An 18434-nucleotide genomic window follows, 5' to 3' on the forward strand; every position below is an offset into this window, starting at 1 on the left:
CCTCACAGGAACGCGAGGGTCGTGTCGTGGCCGTCGAGGATCTTCGCCGGGTCGGCGCCGAGGACGCGGTCCAGCAGCGTGGCGTACACGTCGCGGAAGTCGGTCGTCGTGCGCAGATCGTCGTCCGTGAGGTCGGTCAGGCTCGGCTGGTCGCCGTAGAAGCCGCCCCTGACCGGTTCGCCGAGCACGAACACCGGACCCGAGGTCCCGTGGTCGGTGCCCTGGTCGGCATTGGCCCTGGGGCGGCGGCCGAACTCCGAGTACACGGCGACGACGACCTTCCTGCCCGCCTCCGTCCCGCGAACGCGATCGAGGAACGCGCCGAGCGCCCCGTCGAGTTGACCCAGCAGCCGGGACTGGGTGGCCTTCTCGTTCGCGTGGGTGTCGAAGCCGCCGAGGCTCACGCTGTACGCCCGCGTGGACACGCCCGACTCGATCGCCCGGGCCACCACCTCCAGTTGGGCGCCGAGCCCGCTCTGACCGCCGGCGGAGCCCCCGTCGTCCGTCGCGTCGTCGTCGCCCGACTCCCCGGTGTCGTCCCGGTCCTTGCCGCCGCCGAAGGCCGAGGAGACCTTCGTCAGGTCGGCCAGCGAGGCTCCGGCCCGCCGCAGCAGCGGGTGGGCGTCGTCGTCGACGTGCGCGAGCTCGGCGCAGGTGCGCCGCCAGGCGTCCGGCAGCTTCGTGCCGCCGAGGCGCACGGCCGCGCCCGCCGTCCTCTCGCCGGCCATCAGCGGCGGCAGGGTGGCGCCCACGGACACGCCCCTGAGCGGGTCGTCGCCGCCCTCGTGGTCCAGCCAGCGGCCCAGCCATCCCGAGGGCACCGGCCCGGAGGGGGACGCGGTCTGCCAGATCGCCATCGAGCGGAAGTGGCTGTGGTCCGGCTTCGGGTACGACACACCGCGCACGACCGCGAGGCGCTCGTCGTCCCAGAGCCCCTTGAGCCGCTTCATCCCCGGGTTGAGGCCGAGGCCGTCGCCCAGCGCCAGCACCTCGTCCTCGCCGTACGCGAGGTCGCCGCGCAGGTCCTGGTAGCGGGAATCGGCGGCGGGCACGAGCGTGTTGAGGCCGTCGTTGCCTCCGTACAGGGTGACGAGCACCAGGGTCGCGGCGTCGCCGTGGGCGGCGCCGGAGCCCGTGGCGAGCAGCTCGTCCACGCCCCAGGCCGTGGCTCCGGCGGCCAGCGCGACGCCCCCGGCCACCCCGCTCGCGGTGAGGAACTTCCGTCGGGTCCAGGTGTCCACGTGGGCTCTCCTTCAGCTCAGGACGAGGTGTTCGGGCGCGGTCAGCGCGACGGCCGTCACCTTGCGCGGATCGCGTGCGGCGGCGCGCAGCACGCCGCGTGTGCGCGCGCTCCAGGCGGTGACGCCGAGCTTGCGGGCGAGCAGGTCGGGGCGCTCGCCGGTGGCCGCGTCGGCCACGTCGTCGAGGTCGGCGTGGTGGACGAGCCGCTGTGCGAAGGCGATCCGCACCTGGGCGGCGGCCGTCGTCAGCCAGGCCGCACCGGCGGGCCAGCCGCCCACGCTCTCCGGGGCGAACGGCACCTGGCCGAGACCGGCCAGGGTCCGGGTCAGCAGGTGCCCGCGCACCTTCTCCGGCAGCGCCGAGGGACGGACGCCCAACGCGCGCAGACTGCCCACCACGTACTCGACCGGCTGCTTCACCAGTACGTTGTCGGCGTCCGCGAACGCCTCGTCGCTGAATATGGCCCGGAACATGGCGGTCGTGTCGCGCTGTCTCCCGTACGCCGCCGTGACGCGGGCCAGCGCCGCCTTCGACGGCTTGTTCTCGTGGCTCACCAAGGCGCCCCACATCCGGGTGGCCACGTGGGCGTGCGATTGCGGCAGGCCCACCAGGTGGTCGACGAGCGAACGCGCGGTGAAGTCGGCCGTCTCGCCCACCACGGTCTGCCGTCCCTGATCGTGCCTGCGCTGCTTGAAGCGCGCCGTCCACGGATGCGCCTGCCGGTCCAGGGTCCATCCGGTGAGGGCGGCGGCCGCCTGGCGCACATCGGACTCGGTGTAGTGGCCCACCCCGAGCACGAAGAGTTCCATCAGCTCGCGGGCGAGGTTCTCGTTCGGTGCCTTCGCCGTGCTGCCGTCGGCGTCCAGCCACACCATGAGCGCGGGGTCGACCACCATGGCGCGGGCCAGCTCGCGGAAGTCGCCCGCGCCCAGCCGCCGCAGCGTGTCGTTCTGCCGCAGCATCGCCGCACCGGACCGCACCTTCTTGACGGAGGTGGCCCAGTGGTTGTGCCACAGCAGGGTGCGCTTCTCGGTCCAGGGATGCTCGGCGGCCACCATGCGTGCGAGCCACCACTGCGTGATGTCCTCGCGCTGGCGCCGCACCGCTTCGCGGTAGTGCTTGCGGACGGGATCGTCCTCGGGGTCCTTCGGCCTGTCGTCCGCCTTGGTCCTGCGCGGCGGCAGGGCCTCCGGCTCGGGTGCGGGCGTCGCGTCGGCCCCGCGGTCGGTTCCCGCCGCCTCCAGCACGCGGTCGAGCGTGGCCTCGAACCCCGCCTTCTGCGCCGCGTCCACGGCGTCCGGCCGGGCGTCGAACCCCGAGCGCTGGAGCAGACGCGTCACGTGGGCCCGGCTGTCAAGTGTCCTTCCCATGGCGGGAAGCCTGCCGGTGCCGTGTTCCACGGGCGTCCGCGTCAGGTGGGAGAACCGTGGGAACGCGTGGCGCGTCCGCGGGCGCCACGCGTTCCCACCCCAGGAGTACGGCTACTTCTTGATGACCGAGCGGATCCAGGCGAGCTGCCGGGAGACCAGTCCCGCTTCGGCGACCTCCTCCCGGTCGGAGCCGTTGAAGACGCCGACCAGGGTCTCCCGGCCGCGCGGGGCGATGCTCATCACGGGGCCCCCGGAGTCGCCGCCCGCGGGGATCCCGGAGATCTTCTCCATGCAGAAGTCCGAGCCGTCCGGCGAGGTGTAGCCGTCGCACCGCCGGTCGTCCGGTCGTACGACCCGCAGCTTCGACTGCTTCAGCACGGGCGACTGGCAGGCGTTCTCGTCCTTGGTGCAGGTCGCGCCCCACCCGTACTGCCGGACCTGCTGCCCCCGGTGGACCCCGGCCGTCGCCAGGCGCGCCGGGCGGACACCCTTCATGGGGTTCACCTTGATGAGCAACATGTCGGCGTGCGCGCTGCCCACGCGCTTGCCGCGCAGCGGGTGGACCGTGGCGCCCTTGCGCATGTCGAGGTCGCCGACCCGGAAGGAGATGCGCTTGTCGGCGATCGGCTCCGCCTGCTCGTAGAAGCAGTGGGAGGCGCTGAGGATCCACTGGCTGGTGAGCGCCGTCCCGGTGCACACCGGTTCGCCGTCGACGAGCATGCGCACCGCCCACGGCCCGTAGGTGCTCTTCGACCCGCCGATGACGGCGGAGGCCGGCGCGGTGGCCAGCGCTGAGCCCGTCACCGTCAGCAGGGCGGTCAGCAGCAGCGCTCGAACGCGACGCTTCATTGCGGAACATCTCCTCTCGCCGGGACGCGCCCCCGCCTCGGCGGAGGCGCCCCCGTGCCTGTACGTCTGAACAGAATTGCCGACACGGAAGACGGGTCATACCGCCGGAAGGTTCGGAAGTCGGGCCACCTTCTGGAAAACGACGGGGAGTTCCTCGCACCCGCCGGTGAGCCGGTGGTCGCGCCTACGCCCTCCCCGTCCTGTCGCGGATGTACCGCGGAGTGCCGATCTATCCCGTCACGGGCGTGAATTCGGGCAGAACGAGCGCCGAATGTGCCGGTCGCCCCTCCGCCGGAGGCATGGCGTCGAGACTGCGCAGCATGTCGTTGCGCCGCTCCAGGGCCCGTGCGGTGGTGGGGAAGAGCGCGGCATCGCCCTCGCCGACCAGGTCCTGGTTCGCGGTCACGAACGCGCGGGTGCCGTCTTCGTACGCGGCGAAGCCCGCGGCGTGGTCCCGGCCGGCCAGGGAACCGGCGAGCATGTACGCGCCGACGAGCGCGAGGCTCGAGCCCTGGCCGGTCAGGAACGAGGGCGCGTGGGCGGCGTCGCCCACCAGCGCCACCCTGCCGCTGGACCAGCGCGGCATGCGGATCTGGCTGACCGCGTCGAAGAACAGGTCGTCCGCCTCGCGCAGGGCGGCGAGCATCCCCGGGACCTCCCAGCCCGCGTCGGCGAACACCGAGGCGACCAGGTCCCGTTGGGCCGCCGGATTCCGGAACGCCTCGAACGGCGGTGCCGGGTGGGCGAAGTTCAGGAAGCCGTGCACCTCCTCGTCGTCCCCCGCGCCCCCCACGGCGTAGAGCGCCGCGGCCCTGCCCGGGGTGTTCCACATCATGAGCTCGTGGGAGAGCCCGAGGGTGTTGCGCAGGGTGAACCCGGCGAAGCAGTAGCCGAGGTAGCGGTGGAACTGCTCCTCGGGGCCGAACAGGAGCGCGCGGGTGCGTGAGTGCAGCCCGTCCGCGCCGATCACCAGGTCGAACGTACGCCTGCCGCCCCCGCGGAAGGTGACGTCGACGCCGTGGCCGGACTGGTCGAGGGTGTCGATGGAGTCGTCGAACAGGAACTCCACGTCGTCGCGGACCGCCGCGTAGAGGGCGTCGGTCAGGTCCCCGCGCCGCACCTCCAGGTCCCGGCCCGCGACACCGCCGGTGAGGGCGTGCGGGGAGACCGAGGCCACCTCGCCGCCGTCGCCGTCGAGGAAGGTCAGCCGGCGCAGGTCGATGTGCGCCTCCCGCAGCCGCGGCAGGATTCCCATCCTCCGGACGACCTCCAGCGCGGTGCCGCGTACGTCGATGGGGTAGCCGCCGCCCCGCAGGGCGCTCGCCTTCTCGACCACCGTGACCGCGAATCCGTGGCGGTTGAGCCAGAACGCCAGGGCGGGCCCCGCGATGCTGGCCCCGGATATCAGGACCGTGCGCCCCGGCTCGGTGCGCAGGCCCGTCGACAGGTCGGTGCGGGTCATTCCTTGACTCCTTTGCTCATGGTGCGGGCGACCAGCAGGGACAGCGCCGCGACGGCGCCGGCGACGACGAAGCCGGTGACGAAGGCCGATTCGGCCGGGACGTCGGAACCGGAAGGGGTCGCGGCGGTGAGGAGCGCGCCACCGAGCTGCGCGCCCACGGCGTAGCCGATCACGCGCGTCACCAGGACGAGGCTGGTGGCGATGCCGGTGTCGCCCTGACCGACGGACGTGGCGGTGCTGGTCACCATCGCCGTGACGCACAGGCCGTTGGCGAGCGAGATCATCACCTTGCCGACGACGAGGTGCCAGACCTCGGTGTGCACGGCTGCCAGGGAGAGCAGGGCGGCGGCCATGAGGAAGATCCCGGCGGTGACCACGGCGCGCGAGCCGAAACGCCGCACCCCGATCCCGCTGAGCGGCCCGGCCAGCGACGCGGCCACGGCGCCGGGCAGCAGGAACAGGCCGATCTCGGTGGCACCGGCCCCGAAGCCGTACGCGCGGGAGGGCACCGCGAACAGCTGCGGAATCAGATAGACCGCCACCGAGGTGCCGACACAGATCACGAACGTCAGCACGCACGACTTCCACATCGCGGGCCGTGCCAGCATGCGCAGGTCGACCATCGGCGAGGCCGCGCGGCGCTCGACGGCGATCCAGCCGGTCACAAAGGCGGCCAGGACCACGACGAGACCGCCGAGGGCGAGCGGCTGCGAGGCGATCTCGGGGGCGGTCGCCAGCACGAGCATGAGCGTGACCAGCGTCCCGCTCAGGAGGAGCAGGCCGGGCCAGTCGATCCCGACGCCGTCCGACGGGCCCGGCGGGTCGTGCGGCATCAGCCTGTTCACCAGCACGGTGGAGGCGATGACCGCGATCGTCGGCAGCGCGAACATCCAGTGCCGGGACAGCCCTTCCGCCACGGGCCCGGCCGCGAGCGTGCCCGCCATCCCGCCGCCCACGAACAACCCGCTGACCACCCCGATGGCCACCTTCGACTCGCCCGCGGGGAGGTGTTTGCGCACCAGGATGAACGACAGGGGCAGGGCGCCCACCATCGCCCCCTGAAGTACCTGACCGAGCAGCAGCACCGGAAGGTTCGGTGCCAGGGCGGACACCAGACCGCCGGCGCAGACCACCGCCATCAGCCGGATCAGGACCCGTTTTCCGCCGAAGCGGTCGCCTAACTTGCCCGCGACCGGTGTGACGAGCGCGCCGGTGATGAGGAGCACGATGCTGAGCAACGACCCTTCGGCCGGGCTCATGTCCAGTTCGCGTTGCAGGAGCGGGAGCGTCGGCGTCACCACCGATTCCAGCGCGCCGGTGGCGACCGCCAGCATGCCGAGGGCTGCGACAGCGGCCTTCCCGATGTGTACCGGGGGAGCCAGGGTTGCGGTCATGGATGTCCTTTCCGTCATGGGTGGGTGAGAGAGGAAGGGGCCTGCCGTGCGCGAGAGGCGCGGTGTGCCGCCTGGGTGAACCCGAGCCGTCGGCAGGTGAGTCGGTGCGCGCACGCCTTTGCCGGTCGCGGCGGATACATGGGTGCTCAACGCGCCGAGCCGAGACTACACTACACCGTGCAGTGTAGTCCGGTTAAGATGGCTCCATGCCGACCACGAAGACGCCGACCGCCACGACGCGGACCGCGAAGACGCAGGCCACGAAGTCACCGGCCGCGAAGACGCTGCGCGAGGGTGCCACCCCGAAGCGGGCCGCCATCCTCGCGGCGGCCCGGGAACTGTTCCTCGCCGACGGCTTCGACCGGTCCAGCGTCGACGCGGTCGCCGCCCGCGCCGAAGTGTCCAAGCGGACGGTCTACGACTACTTCGGCGACAAGCGGACGCTGTTGCAGGCGGTCGTCGACTCCGTCGGCGAGTCCCTGATCAGCACGATCCGGCGCACCCTCGACGACACCCTCACCGACCTCACCGAGGCCGCCGACCTCGAAGACGCCCTGGTCACGTTCTCGATGTCCATCGCGACCGACATGCTCGGCTCGGCGGAGTACGCGACGCTGCAACGGCTGGTCCGGGCGGAATCGGGCCACCTGCCGCACCAGGGCTACAACTCCATGGCCGACACCCCCGACGAGGCACTCGCCGAGCGGCTCGCCGCCTTCGGCGAGGCCGGGCTGCTCCACGTCCCCGACCCCCGGCTCGCGGCCGACCAGTTCATCGCGTTGACGTTCGGCGTCGCACTGGACAGGCTGGGTTCAGCGAACGCCGTGGAGGACACCCGCGTCCGGCCCCTCGTCGTCGAGGGGGTACGGACGTTCCTGCGGGCCTACCGGATCGCGTGACCCGGCGGTGAGCTGCGCCGCGCACGCGTTCCGGAACGGCGTTGTGTGCGTGAGGAGTCGGAAGAAGTAGAAGAAGTAACTGCCGGCTTCGGCGGCGCCGAGCCGGTAGGGCCGGGGGTGGTCATGACGAAGAGCCCGCACGCCGCGCTCGCCGTCGTCGCCGGGGCCTTCACCGCGGCTCAACTGGCCCTGATCGGAACGGGGATGGGGCTCGGCTGGGACGAGACCGTGTACGTCAGCCAGGTCAGCTCGCACGCTCCGCCGGCGTTCTTCAGCGCACCGCGCGCCCGGGGCGTCTCGCTCCTCGTGGCGCCGGTGGCGTCCTGGTCGTCGTCCACCGCGCTGCTGCGGGTCTATCTCGCGCTGCTGGCGGGAGCCGGCCTCTACGCCGCGCTGCGCTGCTGGCGGGGACTGCTGCCGGTGCGCGTACTGGCCCTGGCGGGGGCCTTGTTCGGCTCGCTGTGGGTGACGGTGTTCTACGGGCCGCAGGCGATGCCCAACTACTGGGTCGCCATGGGGGCGTTGGTGACAGTGGGGTGTTTCCTGCGCGCCCAGGCCGACCCCCGTGACCGGGCGGCCGTGTGGGGGCTCGCGGCGGGCGGCGCGGTGATGGCGCTGATGCGGCCCACCGACGCGGTCTGGGTGGCGCTGCCGTTGTGCGGCGCGCTGGTCTGCGTTCGGCGGTGGCGACGGCCGTGGTTGCCGGCGGCGCTCTGCCTCGGGCTCGCGGCAGGCGCCGCCGAATGGGTCGTCGAGGCGTTCGTCCGCTACGGCGGGCTCGGCGCGCGGCTGGCCGAGGGATCCCGGACAGAGGGCGGCCTGGGCTGGCACTTCGCCGTCGGGGACCAGCTGCGCGGCCTGGGCGGACGGACGCTGTGCCGACCGTGCACCTCGGCGATGCCGGACGCGGCGGTGACCCTGTGGTGGTTCGCGCTGCCGGTGCTCGCGGCCGCGGGCCTGACGGTCGCGGCGCGGGCGGGCCGGACGGCGGGCACCCTGCTGGCCCTGGCGTGCGCGGCGTCGGCCGCGTTCCCGTACCTCTTCCTGATCGACTACGCGGCCCCGCGCTTCCTCCTCCCCGCCTACGCCCTCCTCGCGATCCCGGTCGCCGACGCCCTCGTCCGCGCCGTCACCGCGCCCAAGAGGCGGTGGCGGGCACCGGCGATCGCCCTGGTGACGGCCGGGCTCGCGGCACATCTGGCCGTGCAGACCACGGTGTTGGAGCACACCGTGCACCGCGCCACGGCGGCCGGCCGCGACTACGCCCGCGCCGCGGCCGACCTGCGCCGCCTCGGCGTACGCCCCCCGTGCCTGCTCACCGGCCACGAGGCCATCCAGATCGCCTTCTACGCCGGGTGCGCCTCCGCCCACACGCAGGGCCACAACGCCAACGCGACGGACGGGCAGATCGCCTCGGAGGCCCGGACCGTGCGGACCGCGGCCCTGGAACCCGCCGGAGACGGACCGCCTTCCTACGCCCGCACCTGGCACCCGGACCGCCTGAGGGCGCTGGGCGTGTACCAGGGGTACCGGGCGTACCTCGCTCCGGCGCCGCGGGGTCCGGGGCGATGACGGCGAGTACGGCGACCGACGTGCGAACGCACGACCGGTCGGGGGGTCAGGAGGGCCGGGCCGTTCTGGCGCCGGGGCCCGCAGCACCGGCGGTGAGGGGCCGTGGTTCCAGGTGGTAGCGCAGCCGCGCCTCGGCGGGGTTCGGCCGGGCCGTGCGGTCGGCGGTGGTGTCCTCCCAGAAGGCGGCGACGGCTTCCTTGAAGGCGGCCGCGGACTGGGTGTCCGCGACCGGGACCTCCAGCACGTACTCCGCCTCCTGGGCCCGCGGGGCCCTGCCCTCGCCCGGGCCTTCGTCGAGCGGAGGGCGGTTCGGCAGGGTCTTGGCGGTCGACGGCTCCTCTTGCCGGGACGGTCTCGTGGCGAGCGGGCCGACCGCGAGGATGATCCCGATCCATTCCGCGAAGTAGGGGCCGGGCAGCGGGATCTCCAGGTCGGGATGGCTCGCGTACCCAAGGGCGACGGCCCGCGTGACGTAGTCGATGACCAGGGTCATCGTCTCCGTGCGCCTGCCCCTACGGCCCGCGGCGGGGACGAGACGGGTGAGGATCCGCAGGAAGAGGGGGATGTCGGTGTCGGAGTCCTGGGTGGCGATGCCGCTCTGATGGAACCAGAAGCCGGCCGCGTGGCTGTCGCCGAGGGAGAGGTGGTGCAGGTAGAGGCAGTACGAGGCGCGGTCGTCCCCGGCGCCCGCGGCGTACTGCCACCAGAACCGCGCGCCGGTATCGGCGCTCGCGAGCTGGAGGGTGCAGCCGAGGAGCCAGGCGCTGTGCGGGGAGGGCAGCTGGTCGGTGATGAAGTCGCCCAACTGCTCGGGAGTGCAGTGGGAGACGGCGGTCTCGCAGAGGGCGTGGAGGTGGCCCGCGGCGGTCAGGTCCGTCAGGTCGCGGTCGTCGCTGTCCCACAGCGGTGAGCCGTCAGAGGTGAAGGCGGGGTAGGCCGTGTCCTCATAGGGGACGGTGTCCTCCGGGACCTGAGGGCTCTTCAGGAGCAGCGCGCGGCCGAGGAGGAGGTCGATGGCGGTCATGGCGGGGATCACTCCGGCTGGTCGTGAAGGGGGTAGGCGCCTTCCAGGGCTCCTCGGGCGTGGTGGTCGGTGGTGCGGGTCATGGCCGGGGACAGGCCGACGATGCCGGGGACCTCGGATGCGTTCCTGCCGCACAGGTAGCGCAGCACGGCGACGTCGAGCTGGTTCTCGGGGAGGCGGGCGAGGGCGTCGAAGAAGTCGGCCATCTCCGCGATCTCGGCGAGCCGCGCCTCGGGGTCGTCGATCCGCGCCTGGGCGACGGTGGAGAACGCCGCGGGGCGGAGATCGGGGTGGCCCCTGCGGTGCGGGGCGCGCAGCATGACGCGGGAGCGCAGCAGGCACCAGGCGTAGCGGCGGACGTCGGGGCTCGCGACGGCTTCGTCCCAGGCGAGCCAGAGGATGTCGAAGGCCTCCGCGACGACCCACCTGGCGTACTGGTCGGTCTGGAGGAAGGCGCGGGCGTAGTCGGTGTAGGCCTGCTGCATGCCTTCTTTGAAGCCCTGGTAGGCCACGGGCGGCTGGTCCGGCTGGAGTTGGACGACCTCGCGTATGCGGCGGTCGATCCAGTCCGGGTCCTTGTCGGCCTCGCGGGCGGCGGCCGCCCACAGCCGTCGCAGCGGCCAGATGGGGATGTCCAGGACGCTGACCACGCTGTAGGTGATCTCCCAGCCCGGGTAGTAGCCCCTGCCGCGCAGCAGTTCGGAGATGCGGGTCTTGGAGTATCCGGAGCGGTCGACGAGGTCGTCGAGGGTGAGGCCGCTGGCGAAGAGGCGGCTGCGGACCGGTTCGAGCCAGGCGCGGTGGGAGTGGCCCACGTGATCCTCGATCGAGGCCGGTTTGCGGCCGCGCCTGCTCGGCGGCGCCCCGGAGGGCTGGTCCGGCTCGGAGGAGGGTGTCATCGAGGTATCCCCTCCTGCCCGGTCGGGCCGGCCGCCGCGTCCTGCGCCGGGGCCGCGGTGGTGTCGCGCCGTGCCTCCGTGAGTACGGTGAGGATCTGCTGCACCAGCAGTCCGAGCGAGGGCAGCAGCGTGGCCACGGCCGCGAGCTGCCCCAGCACGGTCATGACCGTGCTCCACGCGAAGACCGCCACCAGTACGGCGACGACCAACACCTGCTTACTGGACATCGTTCTCGGTTCTCCTGAACTCGTCGGGCCTGAAAGGCACTTCCGAGGCGGTGCTGAAGCGCTCGGGGAAGAGTGGGAGCCAGCATGGTCCGCCGACGCCTCGCGACTCAACGTGATCATGGGGTTACGGAACAATGTCGATGAGCGCGGAGTGTTCGCATTGCGTCACCACGGCTCTCCGTAGGGGCAGGACATGTCCAAATGAATGCTTTTGACGCCGGAAAAACGTCATCCCTGGCGGGGTGTGCGGCGAGGGGCACCATGGATCCCGGACGCCTTCTCCGGCGTCCGACCTTCCTGGCTGTCCGGAAGGTCTGGAAGGCCGCGCACCGTCCTCTCGTGCTGAAGAACCACCGGAGGGGGCGGTGCCGCTCCCGCCCGGTCCCGTGCCGGGCGGGAGCAGCCGGTGCGGGGCCGGCGCGGGGCCGGCGTGGGATCCTTGGCGTGTGAGCCCCGAGGTCTGCCCGGGGACTCCTGCTTGACCTGTGCCGACCTTCTCTAGGACCGTCATGTGTCCTACCTGCATGAATGGCTGATTGATCATGTTGCGAACCATGTTCAAGTCCAAGATTCATCGCGCCACGGTGACCCAGGCCGACCTGCACTACGTGGGATCGGTGACCATCGACGCGGATCTGCTCGACGCGGCCGATCTGCTGCCCGGCGAGCTCGTCCACATCGTCGACATCACCAATGGCGCGCGTCTGGAGACGTACACGATCGAGGGCGAGCGCGGCAGCGGCGTCATCGGCATCAACGGCGCGGCCGCGCACCTCGTTCATCCCGGGGATAGGGTGATCATCATCAGTTACGCCCAGGTCGAGGACGCCGAGGCGCGTGCGCTGCGGCCTCGGGTCGTGCATGTCGACGAGGACAATCGTGTCGTGGCCCTCGGCGACGATCCGGCGGAGGCGGTGCCGGGTGATCCGGGGATGACGCGGAGCCCGCTCAGTCGCTGAGGCGCGGTGGGATGCCTTGACCTGTCAGGTGTCAGGTGTCGGGTGTCAGGTGTCGGGTGCCGGGTGTTTGGTCTTCGGGTGAGGAGGAACGATGGGTGCCGTCGAGATTCGGGACGACCGGGCCAGAGGTGTGCTCGAGGCGTTCGAAGGCGGTGAACGCGTCGGGCACATCGTGTACTTCACGCTGGACTCCCCGGAGGCGGCGCTCGTGCCGGTCCACACGGAGGTCGCGTCCGCGCACGAGGGCAAGGGCATCGCGGGCTCCCTCGCCGCTGAGCTGTACGCCCTCGCGGCGCGGGAAGGCGTGGCCGTCGCGCCCCTGTGCCCCTACGTCGTGAAGTGGGCCGAGCGGCATCCCGAGCAGGCGCCCGCGGCCTCCGAGGAGTTGCTGCGGGCCGCGCTGGACAAGGTCCGCGAGGACCCCTCGACGTGGTGACGCCGGGGGCGCCGGACGCGCCGTTGACGCTGGGGCTGTTGCACACGTCGCCGGTTCACGTGCCCGTCTTCGACGGCCTGCGGGACGCCTCGCGCCCGGGGCTCGAACTGCGCCATCTCGTCGCGGAGGAACTGCTGGACCGGGCTCGGGTGGTCGGTCCTGACGCGGTGGCTCCGGACGTACGGGACGCGGTGGCGCGGGTCGCCGGGGGCGGGGCGGTCGGTGCCGTGCTGTGCACCTGCTCCACCATCGGCGGGGTGGCCGAGGCGGTCGGGGCGGACGTGGGGGTTCCCGTGCTGCGGGTCGACCGGCCGATGGCGGCCGCGGCCGTCGCCGAGGGCGCCCGGATCGTCGTGCTCGCCACGGTGGCGTCCACGCTGGGGCCGACGGTGACGCTGGTCGAGGAGGAGGCGCGGCGGGCCGGGCGTGAGGTGTCCGTGCGGGCGGAGCTGGTCGACGGGGCGTGGGAGCGGTTCGAGGCGGGGGACTCCGTCGGGTGTGCGGAGGTCGTGGCGGGGGCGGTACGGGGAGTCCGGGACGCGGACGTGATCGTGCTGGCACAGGCGTCGATGGCACCGGCGCAACGCCTGCTGTCCGACGGGACGGTACGGGTCCTGTCCAGCCCGGCTCCGGGGTTCGCTGCGGCGGTGGGGCTGGTGGAGGGGCCGTAGCGGTGTCTGGCGGGGGCGCCTTGGGCTGGCGTCTGCGCCCTTGCTTCGTCTGTGGGGCGGGGCCGCGGGGGTATGTGCGTACTCGCCATCCCTGCGCCCCGCCCCAAGTCCAAAGACGCCATCGCCCGCTCAGTGCTCCGTTCGCACATACCCCCACGTCCCCTCAGGAGCGTTTGCGGCAGCGGCCCGGTGGGGGCCGTTGTGCCCGCGCCGCGCCCGGTGGGCAGCGGACCGCCCGTCCCCGCTGTGGTCGGCGGCACTGGCCGGGTAGCCGCCCCTGCTGTGGGCAGGCGTTCCGCAGGGCGGAACGGGTGGGCACAGCCCCCGGTGCCGGGTGGCGAGAGGTGTGGCTCCAGCCCCGGCGCAGCCGGACCGTGCCGGGCAGCGGTAAAGGTGGCCCCAGCCCCGGCGCAGGCGGGGAAGAACCCCGGCGCCGGGTACGGGGCACCGTGGCCTCCGCCCCGCGCACGCGGCACCGTGGCCTCCGCCCCGCGCACGCGGCCCCGTGGCGCGCGCCGCCCACGCCCCGCACGCTTGGGGAGGGGGGCTTCGGGTACCCGGGGGGAAGAGCTCAACCGTTGGAGGCACGATGACCCACCCGTTCCCGGGCCCCGTTCCGCCCGCCCCCTTCCCGGACCCCGACCGCCCCTTCCCGGACCCGGACCCCGTCCCGCACCCCGAGCCCCGCCCGAGCCCGGAGCCGCCCCCGTCGCCGATCCCGCAGCCGCCGGGCCCGGACCCGATGCCCGAGCCCCAGCCGGGGCCGATGTCCTGACGGCACGCCTCCGCCCCGCACGGTGGGCGAGCGTCTGTCCGAAAGGGCGGCGACAGCTGACCGGCCATGGGCGAGGAGGTTCCCGGCACGGAGGATCCGGGAGAGTCCCGGAAAACCCTCCTGACGTGGGCGGGCCGCTCGGCATAGCGTGATCCTTCGACCCCCGCCCGAAGGAGAATCCGCCGTGCCTCACTTCGACCTGCCCCTCGACGAACTGCGTCGATACCGACCCGATTTGCCGGAGCCCGACGACTTCGACGCCTTCTGGGAGAAGACGCTGTTGGAGGCGCGCGAGCACGAACTCGACGCCCGCTTCGAGCCGGTGGACCTGCCCTTGACGGGGGTGCGGGTGCACGACGTCACGTACGCCGGATTCGGCGGGCACCCCGTCAAGGGGTGGCTCGTGCTCCCCGCGGGGGCGCAGGGGCCGCTGCCCGCCGTCGTGGAGTACATCGGGTACGGCGGCGGCCGGGGACTGCCCCATATGCACCTCCTGTGGGCCGCCGCCGGCTACGCGCACTTCGTGATGGACACCCGGGGACAGGGCAGCGGCGGGTGGGCGCAGGGCGACACCGCGGACCCGGCCGGCAGCGCGCCCGCGCACCCCGGGTTCATGACGCGCGGCATCGAGGACCCGCACGACTACTACTACCGGCGCCTGTACGTGGACGCGGTCCGTGCCGTCGAGGCCGTCCGCGCGCACCCCCTCGTGGACGCCTCGCGCGTCGCCGCGATCGGCACGAGCCAGGGCGGCGGCCTCTCCCTCGCCGTCGGCGGGCTGGTGCCCGACCTCGCCGCGATCGCCCCCGACGTCCCCTTCCTCTGCGACTTCCCGCGCGCGACGACCCTCACCGACCGTTATCCGTACAAGGAGATCGGCGCGTACCTGAAGGCGCGCAGGGGCGGGCAGGAGCGCGTCTTCAGGACGCTGTCGTACTTCGACTGCGTCCATTTCGCCGCGCGCGGTCGCGCGCCCGCGCTCTTCTCCGCGGGTCTGGAGGACCAGACCTGCCCGCCCTCGACGGTGTTCGCCGCCTTCAACGCGTACGCGGGGCGCGAGCGTTCCATGGAGGTGTACGCCTTCAACGATCACGAGGGCGGCGGCCCCTATCAGCAGGGAGTGCAACTGCGGTGGCTCGCGGGGTACTTGACGGGCTGATGTGTGCAACACCGCCTCTGTGCCACGCCCTTGTCACGGATTGCTCCGAGCGGCTAGCTTGCGGGCTTGTCGTGTGTCCGTTGTGTGCAATCCGTGATGACGTGAGTCTGAGGGGGCTCCCCATGGCCGTACGGGGCCGGCACCGCCGGTATCAGCCGAACCGCATCAACCGCGCGTCACTGACCGTGACCGCGGGAGGTGCGGGGATGGCGCTCCCGCTGACCGTCGCGGGCACCGCCGGTGCCGCCGACGTCGACACCTGGAACAAGGTCGCGGCGTGCGAGTCCACCAACAACTGGAGCATCAACACCGGCAACGGCTACTTCGGCGGGCTCCAGTTCAAGCAGTCCACGTGGGCGGCGTACGGCGGTACGGCCTACGCCGCGCGCGCCGACCTCGCCACCAAGGACCAGCAGATCGCCGTCGCCGAGAAGGTCCTGGACGCGCAGGGGCCGGGCGCCTGGCCGGTGTGCTCCGCGAAGGCCGGCCTCACCCGGGGAGGCGGCACGCCCGACGTCACCCCGGTCAGCGCCCCCGCCGAGGCGAAGCCGGCCAAGCGCGACGTGAAGGACGTCAAGCCGGAGGTGACCCCGCAGTCCGCCGCGGGCACCGCCGAGATGTACACCGTGGTCCGCGGGGACACCCTCTCCGGCATCGCCGACGACCGCCGGGTCCGGGGCGGCTGGCAGCGGCTGTACGACACCAACCGCCGTGTCATCGGCGGCGACCCGGACCTGATCACTCCGGGACAGCGGCTCGCGCTGCACGGCCGGGGAGCCACCAAGGGGCGCACGGACGACCGGGCGGACGAGCGGGCCAAGGACCGGGCCAAGGAGCGCGCCGAGGACCGGGCGAAGGAGCGTGCCGAGGACCGCGCCGAGGCGCGGGCCCGGCAGAAGGCCGCGGAGAAGAGAGCCGCCGAGAAGCAGGCGTCGGAGAAGAAGGCCGCCGAGCGCAAGGCCCCCGCGCCGCGCGCCCGGCAGGCGTCCCCCGGCGCGGTCGCCCCCGTCGCCGCCTCGCCCAGCACCCCCTACCGCGCGGCGGGCGGCTCGTGGTCGAAGGGCTATCACACGGGCGTCGACTTCCCCGTGGCCACCGGGACGTCCGTGAAGGCCGTCGCCGCGGGCCGGGTCGTCTCCGCGGGCTGGGGCGGCAGCTACGGCTACCAGGTGGTCATCCGCCACTCCGACGGCAAGTACAGCCAGTACGGGCACCTGTCGGCGCTCTCCGTGAAGGCCGGGCAGCAGGTCGGCGCCGGGCAGCGCATCGCCCGGTCCGGGTCCACCGGCAACAGTACGGGCCCGCATCTGCACTTCGAGGTGCGGACGGGGCCCGGTTTCGGGTCCGACATCGACCCGCTGGCCTATCTGCGGGCGCGCGGCGTACGGATCTGAGCGGCGCGCACGGCGGCACGCCGCGGACGGTCAGGACACGATGCGTTCGCGGCGGCGCCCCGGGTGCCGGGGCCGGTGCCTGCCGAGGGTCGCCTCCGCGTGCTGGGACGGCATCGCGGGCAGCCCCTCCGGGGCGCGCCCGGGCCTCGGACGGGGCCGGTCCGGCACGTCGGGCCGCTCCTGGGCCACCGGCACGTCTGGTCGCCCCTGGGCCACCGGGGTGCCACCGAGCTCCTCGGCCACCGGCGCGGTCGACGTCTCGCGCGCGATCCGCTCCGTCGTGAGCAGGATCAGGCCGCCCGCGGCGACGACCCCGCAGCCCAGCGCCAGGGCGGTCCCCGTGACGCCGTAGCGGAAGGATTCTCCCAGGAGGGTCAGCCCGACCGCCGCCGCGACCACCGGATTCACGACGGTCACCGTCGACAGGGGCGCCGCGAGACCCGCGCCCCGGTACGAGGCCTGCGAGATCAGCACCCCGGCCGCCGCGAGCACCGCGATCACACCGAGGCTCGGGAGCTGCTCGAAGAGCGGCACGTCCCTGCCCCACTCCACGGCCACCGTCTTCGTGAACACCGAGGCGATGCCGAACGCCGCACCGGCGGCGCAGGCCAGCAGCACGCTGCGCACCACCGGGTGCCGGTGCACGGCGTGCGCCGCCACCATCAGCGCGAGCACGCCGCCCCCGGTGACCAGCGCCAGCATCAGGTGCTCCGGGCCGTCCAGGGACTGGGTGCGCGTCGAGGAGGTGAGCGAGAGCAGGCCCGCGAGCCCCACCGTCGCCATGATCGCGCCGCGCCACGCCGTGGCCCCGGCCCGGCGCCGCACGAAGACGGCGGCCATCGGCAGGGCGAAGACGATGGTCAGCGCGCCGAGCGGCTGGACCAGGCTGAGCGGGCCGTAGGCGAGGGCCACCACGTGCAGCAGCGCGCCCAGGCCGTTCAGCGAGATCGCGGTCCACCACGCGCCCCTGCGCAGCGGCGCGTACCGCCGCTCCGGCGTCGTCGCGGCCACGCGCTCCTGCAGGATCGCCCCGCCCGCGTACGCCACGGCGGAGACGAGCGAGAGCAGCACGGACAGCGCGAGGGCACTCATGACGTGCTCCGCGGGGTGCGGTGCGTCCGGCGGGCCCGGTCAGACGAGCGGTCGGCTTCCATGGTCTCCACGATGCCGCGCGAATCGCTCCGCGTCGTCGTCCCTGAGCAGGCATTCGGTCCTACTGCCGATGGAGTACGACCGGGTGATGTCCTCCCCAGGTCGTGCTACCCCCCTAGGGGCAGGGGTGGAGGGCGGCACACCCCCCGGGGATGGACACCCCGGTGGGGCTTGCTCTACTGCTGTCGTGACCACCCACATCGACCTGGCAGAACTCGGCTCCGTCGGCGGCTTCTTCGCCCTGCGCGCGGGGGCGCCGCCGAGCGGCGCGGCACTCCCGTTCGCGCAGGTGTACGAAGCGCCCGGAACGGCCCCCGATCCGCTCACCTTCCGTGTCCGCAAGGTCGCGCTGCGCCTCGGTGCCCCCGAGGACCGCATCGCCGTGTCCGTGGCCCAGCTGGGGCTCGCCGCGCGGCTCTGGTCCGTGGCGCTCGGTTCCGCCGCGCTGTACGGCCTGGTGCCGGACCTCGACCCGGCACGGCTGCGCTGGGACGCCGACGGCACCTCGCCCGACGACCTGTGGCTGACCGACGTACGCACGCTGCCCGGCGACGCGGGCACCATCCGGGACGTCGTGCAGCGCGGCCACCTGGAGCCGCTCTCGGACGCGCTGCGCGCCCGCCACCGGGTCTCCGCCGGACTGCTGCGGGGCAACGCGGGCTCCGCGCTCGCCGGCGCCGCGCGCGAGTTGCACGGCTGGGCGGTGCGGGCGGGCCGTCCCGACGTGGGGGAGCGGGCCCTCGACCTGGCCGCCACGCTCTTCGACGACCCCGCTCTGCGCGGCACCGGCACCCTGACGGGCACCGCGTTCCGGCGCCGCAGCTGCTGCCTCTACTACCGGTGCCCCAGCGGCGGCCTGTGCGGCGACTGCTGCTTCGAACGCCCGCCGCAGCGGTCTTCCCCCGGGGCCGCGTCTGGGTGACCATGAGAAGGCGCGGCCGACATCGGGC

18 protein-coding genes are annotated in these 18434 nt (G+C 73.2%); 9 read left to right on the top strand and 9 right to left on the bottom strand.

What is annotated here, in order from left to right; translation table 11 throughout:
- Positions 1-2: 2 nt before the first annotated feature.
- The 5 genes from AB0L89_RS05565 to AB0L89_RS05585 all read right to left on the bottom strand — a co-directional run bounded on the left by AB0L89_RS05565 (position 3) and on the right by AB0L89_RS05585 (position 6317).
- Positions 3-1241, bottom strand: a complete 1239-nt coding sequence (locus tag AB0L89_RS05565) for a DUF1501 domain-containing protein (protein WP_365134748.1) — start codon at positions 1239-1241, stop codon at positions 3-5.
- A gap of 12 nt (positions 1242-1253) precedes the next feature.
- Entirely contained in the window at positions 1254-2612 is a 1359-nt protein-coding gene (locus AB0L89_RS05570; protein ID WP_365134751.1) for a DUF1800 domain-containing protein, read from the bottom strand.
- A gap of 111 nt (positions 2613-2723) precedes the next feature.
- The gene (locus tag AB0L89_RS05575; RefSeq protein WP_365134753.1) at positions 2724-3461 is read right to left on the bottom strand and encodes a trypsin-like serine protease; all 738 of its coding nucleotides are present in this window, start codon (positions 3459-3461) and stop codon (positions 2724-2726) included.
- Positions 3462-3690: 229 nt separating this feature from the next.
- A complete protein-coding gene (locus AB0L89_RS05580) occupies positions 3691-4923 on the bottom strand; it encodes an FAD-dependent monooxygenase (RefSeq protein ID WP_365134756.1) in 1233 nt (410 codons plus the stop codon).
- Positions 4920-6317 (bottom strand): MFS transporter, encoded by a 1398-nt coding sequence (locus AB0L89_RS05585; protein ID WP_365134759.1) that lies wholly within the window; start codon positions 6315-6317, stop codon positions 4920-4922. Before AB0L89_RS05585 ends, AB0L89_RS05580 begins: the two co-directional genes overlap by 4 nt.
- A 206-nt stretch (positions 6318-6523) precedes the next feature.
- Here AB0L89_RS05585 and AB0L89_RS05590 point away from each other — a divergent pair, with 206 nt between their 5' ends.
- Positions 6524-7216: a TetR/AcrR family transcriptional regulator gene (locus AB0L89_RS05590; protein ID WP_365134762.1), complete on the top strand. Its 693-nt coding sequence runs from the start codon at positions 6524-6526 to the stop codon at positions 7214-7216.
- Positions 7217-7339: 123 nt separating this feature from the next.
- Positions 7340-8788 (top strand): hypothetical protein, encoded by a 1449-nt coding sequence (locus AB0L89_RS05595; protein WP_365134764.1) that lies wholly within the window; start codon positions 7340-7342, stop codon positions 8786-8788.
- A gap of 46 nt (positions 8789-8834) precedes the next feature.
- On the opposite strand, the gene AB0L89_RS05600 is transcribed toward AB0L89_RS05595, so the two are convergent.
- The 3 genes from AB0L89_RS05600 to AB0L89_RS05610 are packed head-to-tail and all read right to left on the bottom strand — an operon-like array spanning position 8835 to position 10938.
- Positions 8835-9812 (bottom strand): DUF6207 family protein, encoded by a 978-nt coding sequence (locus AB0L89_RS05600; RefSeq protein ID WP_365134767.1) that lies wholly within the window; start codon positions 9810-9812, stop codon positions 8835-8837.
- An 8-nt stretch (positions 9813-9820) separates the two neighbouring features.
- The gene (locus AB0L89_RS05605; RefSeq protein WP_365134770.1) at positions 9821-10711 is read right to left on the bottom strand and encodes an XRE family transcriptional regulator; all 891 of its coding nucleotides are present in this window, start codon (positions 10709-10711) and stop codon (positions 9821-9823) included.
- Positions 10708-10938 carry a hypothetical protein gene (locus tag AB0L89_RS05610; RefSeq protein WP_365134773.1) on the bottom strand — a complete coding sequence of 77 codons (231 nt, stop codon included), beginning with the start codon at positions 10936-10938 and terminating at the stop codon, positions 10708-10710. Before AB0L89_RS05610 ends, AB0L89_RS05605 begins: the two co-directional genes overlap by 4 nt.
- A 542-nt stretch (positions 10939-11480) precedes the next feature.
- On the opposite strand from AB0L89_RS05610, the gene panD reads away from it, so the two are divergent.
- From panD to AB0L89_RS05640, 6 genes are all read left to right on the top strand, one after another.
- A complete protein-coding gene (gene panD / locus AB0L89_RS05615; RefSeq protein ID WP_365134776.1) occupies positions 11481-11897 on the top strand; it encodes an aspartate 1-decarboxylase in 417 nt (138 codons plus the stop codon).
- 91 nt (positions 11898-11988) lie between these two features.
- Entirely contained in the window at positions 11989-12333 is a 345-nt protein-coding gene (locus tag AB0L89_RS05620) for a GNAT family N-acetyltransferase (RefSeq protein WP_365134778.1), read from the top strand.
- Positions 12327-13004 carry an aspartate/glutamate racemase family protein gene (locus tag AB0L89_RS05625; RefSeq protein ID WP_365134781.1) on the top strand — a complete coding sequence of 226 codons (678 nt, stop codon included), beginning with the start codon at positions 12327-12329 and terminating at the stop codon, positions 13002-13004. The genes AB0L89_RS05620 and AB0L89_RS05625 overlap by 7 nt, the downstream gene beginning before the upstream one ends.
- 589 nt (positions 13005-13593) lie before the next feature.
- Positions 13594-13779, top strand: coding sequence for a hypothetical protein (locus AB0L89_RS05630; RefSeq protein ID WP_365134784.1), 186 nt, complete (start codon positions 13594-13596; stop codon positions 13777-13779).
- 184 nt (positions 13780-13963) lie between these two features.
- The gene (locus AB0L89_RS05635; RefSeq protein WP_365134787.1) at positions 13964-14938 is read left to right on the top strand and encodes an acetylxylan esterase; all 975 of its coding nucleotides are present in this window, start codon (positions 13964-13966) and stop codon (positions 14936-14938) included.
- A 122-nt stretch (positions 14939-15060) separates the two neighbouring features.
- Positions 15061-16332 carry a transglycosylase family protein gene (locus AB0L89_RS05640; RefSeq protein WP_365134790.1) on the top strand — a complete coding sequence of 424 codons (1272 nt, stop codon included), beginning with the start codon at positions 15061-15063 and terminating at the stop codon, positions 16330-16332.
- Positions 16333-16362: 30 nt separating this feature from the next.
- Here the strand turns inward: AB0L89_RS05640 and AB0L89_RS05645 are convergent, their stop codons facing one another.
- Complete coding sequence (locus AB0L89_RS05645; RefSeq protein WP_365134793.1) at positions 16363-17424, bottom strand: DMT family transporter; 1062 nt, start codon at positions 17422-17424, stop codon at positions 16363-16365.
- Positions 17425-17671: 247 nt separating this feature from the next.
- On the opposite strand from AB0L89_RS05645, the gene AB0L89_RS05650 reads away from it, so the two are divergent.
- Positions 17672-18406: a (2Fe-2S)-binding protein gene (locus tag AB0L89_RS05650; RefSeq protein WP_365134795.1), complete on the top strand. Its 735-nt coding sequence runs from the start codon at positions 17672-17674 to the stop codon at positions 18404-18406.
- Positions 18407-18434 lie beyond the last annotated feature (28 nt).

The organism is Streptomyces sp. NPDC052114 (genome assembly GCF_040680155.1).
GTDB lineage: Bacteria > Actinomycetota > Actinomycetes > Streptomycetales > Streptomycetaceae > Streptomyces.